Genomic DNA, 6037 nt, shown 5'->3' with positions numbered 1-6037 from the left:
TCCGGTTCAGCTCCCCGTACGTCAGCTTCTCCTCTCCGAAGCTCACCGCCACCGCTTCCGGCGTCCTGTCTGCCCATGCCTCGAAGAGCTCGTGCACCCCATTCGCCGGCGCGTACAACTCCGCCGTGTCGTTGAACTCCACCACCACCCTCCGCCTCTCCTCCTCCCCCATCATTGGCAACAACGACAGACGCTGCTCCGGCTCCGCTACTGCTCCCTCCAGCAGCCGCACGTAGTGCCCCGCCATCCGGGCCACTGTCTCCTCGTCGTACAGCGCGGTGTTGTATTCCCAGAGACTCAACAATCCTTCCGCCGTCTCCCTCACGAACAGCGTCAGGTCGAACTTCGCCATTCCTGGCTGGAAGGTGAGCTCGTCCACGGACAACCCGGGGAGAGCCAGCGACTCGAGCGCGGTCTGGTAGACGAACATGACCTGGAAGAGCGGTGACCTGCTGAGGTCTCGCGCGGGCTGAAGCGCGTCCACCAGTTGCTCGAAGGGCAGCTCCTGATGGGCATAGGCGCCCAGACACGACTCGCGAACCCGGCCCAGCAGTTCCCGGAAGCCATCCACCCCCGCCCCTTCCACCCGCAGCGGCAGCGTGTTGAGGAAGAAGCCGACCAGCCCTTCCACCTCGCGCCGGTGGCGCCCCGAGATGGGCGAGCCCACCACGATGTCCGTCTGTCCGCTGTAGCGCGCCAGCAGCGCATGGAACCCGGCCAGGAACGCCATGAACAGCGTGACGCCCTCTTCGTGGCTCAGCTTCCGGATCGCCCCGGACAGTGCCGGGGGTAGAGGGAGTGACAGATAGGCGCCGCGGAAGGTCTGGACGGGAGGCCGGGGCCTGTCCGTGGGCAGTTCCAGGACGGGCGGCGCTCCAGCGAGCTGCTGCTTCCACCAGGAGAGCTGCTCCTCTAGCAACTCGCCCTTCAGCCACTCGCGCTGCCACTTCGCATAGTCCACATACTGCACCGGCAGTTCCGGCAGCGAGTGCACCGCTCCCGAGGAGAACGCCCGGTACAGCGTCTCCACCTCGCGCAGCAACAGGTCCAACGACCAGATGTCGCAGATGATGTGGTGCATCACGAGCAGCAACACGTGTTCATCCGCGGCCACGCGCAGCAGCGTCACCCGCACCAACGGACCCGTCTCCAGGTCGAACGGGCGCCGAGCCTCCCGCTCCACGTGCAGCCTGACCGCGTCGGCCGACTGCCCTTCCAGGCTCTCCACCGGTAGCGGAAGCACCAACTCCGGAGCAATCCGCTGCACAGGCCGGCCGGCCACCTGCGTGAACGTCGTCCGCAGCGACTCGTGCCGGCGAATGCACTCCTGGAGACTCCGCTCCAGCACGGCCACGTCGAGCCGCCCCTTCAGCCGCAGGGCATAGGGAACGTTGTACGTGAACCCGCCGGGCTCGAGCTGCTCGATGAACCACAACCGCTGCTGCGCGAAGGACAGTGGCAGCGCCCCCTCGCGCGGAACGGGCACCAGCGGAGGGATACGCTGGCCCTGCTTGCCACCCGGCATGGACTCGAGCCGCGCCGCGAGCTCCGCCACCGTCGGGGCCTCGAAGAGCACCCGCACGGGTAGCTCCATCTGGAGCGCCTCGCGCAGACGCGTGGCCACGCGTGCGGCGAGCAACGAGTGCCCCCCGAGCTCGAAGAAGTTGTCATGAGCCCCCACACGGGCCTGCTTCAGCAGCGGCGCCCAGATGTCCGCCACCACCCGCTCCATCTGCGTCCGAGGTGCGACGTGGTCCTCCCGCTCGGCCCGCTCCACGTCCGGCTCGGGCAGCGCCTTGCGATCCACCTTTCCATTGGGCGTGAGCGGCAGCTTCTCCAAGCGCACGAAGGCCGAGGGCACCATGTGCTCGGGCAGCGTCTCCTTGAGGAAGACCCTCAGCGCTCCCGGCTCCACCGCATGGCCCCCTCGCCGCACCACGTACGCCACCAGCCGCTTGTCCCCGAGGATGTCCTCCCTGGCCAGGACCACCACCTCGCCCACTCCCGGGTGCTTCGCCAGCGCGGCCTCGACCTCACCCAGCTCGATGCGGAAGCCACGCACCTTCACCTGCGCATCCCGCCGCCCCAGGTACTCGAGGGTCCCGTCCGGGAGGTACTTCGCCACATCACCCGTCCGGTACAGCTTCGAGCCAGGCTCCGAGCTGAACGGGTGGGCAACGAACTTCTCCGCCGTGAGCTCCGGCCGGTTCAGGTACCCGAGCGCCAGCCCGTCTCCGCCCACGTACAGCTCTCCGGCAACCCCCACCGGCACCGGCTGCATCCGCGCATCCAGCACGTACGCTTCCGAGTTCGAAATGGGCTTGCCGATAGGCACGGACGCAGCCCCTTGCATCGCCTCGAACGTCGTCGAGAACGTCGTGTTCTCGGTCGGCCCGTAGCCATTCACCAGGTGCCTCGGGGCGCCCTTGTCCAGCACCTCCCGGACCCACCTGGGGTCCGCCGCCTCGCCGCCGAACACCACGTACGTCAGCGTCCGGAAGGCATCCGGGCACTCCGCCGCCACCTGGTTGAACAACGCCGTCGTCACGAACGTCAGGCTCGCCTGCTTCTCGCGCAGGAACGCGGCCAAGGCCCTCGGAGCCAGCGCCACCTCTCTCGGCACTCCCACCAGGGCCGCCCCATTCAGCAGTGCGCCCCAGAGTTCCAGCGTCGCCGCGTCGAACGCGGTGTTCGACATCAGGGTGAAGCGGTCCCCTGGCTTCACCTCGATGAAGTGGGTGTCTCGCACCAGGCGGACGATTCCCCGATGAGGGATGCACACGCCCTTGGGCCGGCCCGTCGATCCCGACGTGTACATGACATACGCCAGCGACTCGGGAGCAACCCGCTCCCCGAGGTCCTCCCCGCTCTCGTGCGCGAAGCCCTCCCAGGAGCGCTCCAACATCACGACCGCCGCGGCCACTGGAGGCAGCTTCGAGGCCAGCTCCGGCTGCACCAGCACCACTGGCACTGCCGTGTCCTCCACCATGAACGCCAGGCGCTCTCGGGGATAGGTGGGGTCGAGCGGCACGTACGCGCACCCGGCCTTCAGGATGCCCAGTGTCGCCGCCACCATCTCCACCGAGTGACCCGCGCACAGTCCCACCCGGCTCCCCACCGTGACGCCCAGGCGCCGCAGGTGCCGGGCCACCTGGTTGGCCCTCCGGTTCAGTTCCGAATAGGTGAGCCGCTCACCCTCGTACTCCACCGCCACGGCCTCGGGTCGGCGCGCCACCTGCTCCTCGAACAACGAGTGGACGCACGCCTGCCTCGGGTACTCCGTCCGCGTCTGGTTCCACTCCACCAGCACCCGCCGCCGCTCCTCCTCGGACAGCAGCGGCAGTGCCGACAGCGCCTGCTCCGGCTGCGCCACGGCACCTTCCAGCAGCCTCGCGTAATGCGCCGCCATCCGGGCCACCGTCGCCTCGTCAAACAGGTCGGTGTTGTATTCCCAGAGGCTTTCCCATCCCTCCGCGGTCTCTCTCACGAACAGGGTGAGATCGAACTTCGCCAGCCCGGTCTCGAACGCCACTTCGCCCGAGGACACGCCCGGCAGAGCCAATGCCGGCGAGGCCTCCTGCAAGGCGAACATCACCTGGAACAGCGCCGAGCGGCTCAGGTCCCGCACGGGATGCAGCGCATTCACGAGCTGCTCGAACGGAACATCCTGGTGAGCATAGGCACCCAGGCAGGCCTCACGCACCCGGCCCAGCAGTTGCCGGAAGCTCACCGACCCCGATACATCCACCCGCAGCGCGATCGTGTTGACGAAGAAGCCAATCAGCCCTTCCAGCTCTCGCCGGGTGCGTCCCGCGATGGGCGAGCCCACCACGATATCCGTCTGCCCGCTGTAGCGCGCCAGCAGTGCCTGATACGCCGCCAGGAACGTCATGAATGGAGTGACACCTTCCCTGCCGTTCAACGCCCGGATGCCCTCCGTGAGCGCCGCGGGAAGTGGAACCGCCAATGTGGCACCCCGGAACGTCTGCACTGGAGGCCTCGGCCGATCCGTCGACAGCTCCAGGATGGGCGGCGCTCCCTCCAGCCGTTGCTTCCACCAGGACAGCTGCGCCTCCAGCACCTCTCCCTTCAGCCACTCCCTCTGCCACCGCGTGTAATCCGCGTACTGCACCGGCATTGCCGCCAGCGCAGGCTCCTTCCCCGACGCGAACGCCTCATACAGAGCCGCCAGCTCCCGCACGAGCACACCCATGGACCAGCCATCGCAGACGATGTGGTGCATCACGAGCACCAGCACATGCTCGCCAGCGGACACGCGCAGCAGCAGCACTCGGAGCAGCGGGCCCTTTTCCAGGTCGAACGGGCGCCGCATCTCCTCTTCCACACACCGCCGGATCGCGCTGGAGCGCTCCGCTTCCGGCAACGACTCGAGGCTCTCCACGGGCAGCGCGAGCACCCATTCGGGGGCAATTCGCTGCACCGGCTGGCCCTCCACCTCGGCGAACGTCGTCCGTAGAGCCTCGTGCCGGCGAACGATCTCGGACAGACTCCGCTCCAGCACGGCCACGTCCAACGAGCCCTTCAGCCTCGTGACGTAGGGCAGGTTGTACGCGAAGCCTCCCGGCGCGAATTGCTCGATGAACCACAGGCGCTGCTGTGCGAAGGACAACGGCAGCGTTCCCTCCCTCGGCATGGGCACCAACGGAAGGGACTCGGGAGCCAGCGTCCCTGTCTGCGTCAACGAGAGCCGAGCGGCGAGCTCCGCCACCGTGGGCACCTCGAAGAGCATGCGCACCGGCACATCCACCCGGAGCAGCTCTCTCAGGCGCGAAGCCACCTGCGTCGCCAGCAGCGAGTGCCCTCCCAGATCAAAGAAATTGTCACGTGCCCCCACGCGCTTGAGTCCCAGCAACGGCGCCCAGATTCCCGCCACCACCTCCTCCAGAGGCGTCCGGGGAGCCACGAACTCATCTCGCGTCGCTTCCACCTCCAGCACGGGCAGGGCTTTCCTGTCCACCTTCCCGCTGGGCGTCAGTGGGAACGCCTCCAGGCTCACAAAGGCAGACGGCACCATGTACTCGGGCAGGCGCTCCTTGAGGAATGTCCTCAGGGACGCCACCTCCACCTCCTGGCCCGGCTGCGGCACCACATACGCCACCAGCCTCTTTCCTCCCGAGCCCGCCTCCCTCGCCACCACCGCCACGTCCTTCACCGCCGGGTGCCTGGCCAGCGCCGCCTCCACCTCCGCCAGCTCGATTCGGAACCCTCTCACCTTCACCTGCGCGTCCCGCCTCCCCAGGAACTCGATGTTCCCGTCCGGCAGGTACCTCGCCCAGTCTCCCGTCCGGTACAGCCTCCCTCCCGGTTTGCCTCCCACCCCGTCCGTAAGGAACTTCTCCCTCGTCAGCTCCTCCCGGTGCAGGTAGCCCCTCGCCACCGCTACTCCCCCTATGTACAGCTCCCCCGCCACTCCCACCGGCACCGGCTCCCCATTTGCATCCAGCAGGTACACCCTCGTGTTCGCTATGGGCTTTCCAATGCTTGGCAGCTCCGGCCACTTCTCCGCCTCTCCCTCCAGCCGCAACGCCGTCGCCACGTGCGTCTCCGTCGGCCCGTACTGATTCTCCAGCACCCCTCCCAGCCTCTTCATCCACCCCCTCAACGCTGGCGTCACCCTCAGCTGCTCTCCCGCCGTTATCACTTCCTTCAGCCTGCTCGGCGCTAGCCCCTCCCTCTCCGCCACCTCCGCCAGGTTCTGCAACGCCACGAATGGCAGGAACAGCCTCTCCACCCCGCTGCTCTCCATCTTCTCCAGCAGCCCCCTCGCCTCCAGCCTCAACTCCTCCTCAATCACCACCAGCTCTCCACCCGCCCCCCACGTGGCGAACATCTCCTGGAAGCTCACGTCGAAGCTCAGCGCTGAGAACTGCAGCGTCTTCCCCTTCCCCGCCTCCGAGCGCTCCACCTGCCACCGGATGAGGTTGAGCAGTGGTCGGTGGTGCATCGCCACCCCCTTCGGCACTCCCGTCGACCCTGACGTGTAGATGACGTACGCCAGCGCCTCCGGGCCCGACAC

Annotated in this window: 1 protein-coding gene; it reads right to left on the bottom strand. The window is 67.7% G+C overall.

Features of this window, described 5'->3' with window-relative positions:
* Positions 1-6037: non-ribosomal peptide synthetase (locus DAT35_RS57775; protein WP_146210353.1), on the bottom strand; the 6037-nt coding region annotated here is incomplete at both ends.

The sequence above is a fragment of the Vitiosangium sp. GDMCC 1.1324 genome, assembly GCF_003044305.1.
Classification (GTDB): Bacteria; Myxococcota; Myxococcia; order Myxococcales; family Myxococcaceae; genus Archangium.
The sequence above is the reverse complement of the archived record's forward strand: the minus strand, read 5'-3'. Positions and strand labels throughout refer to the sequence as shown.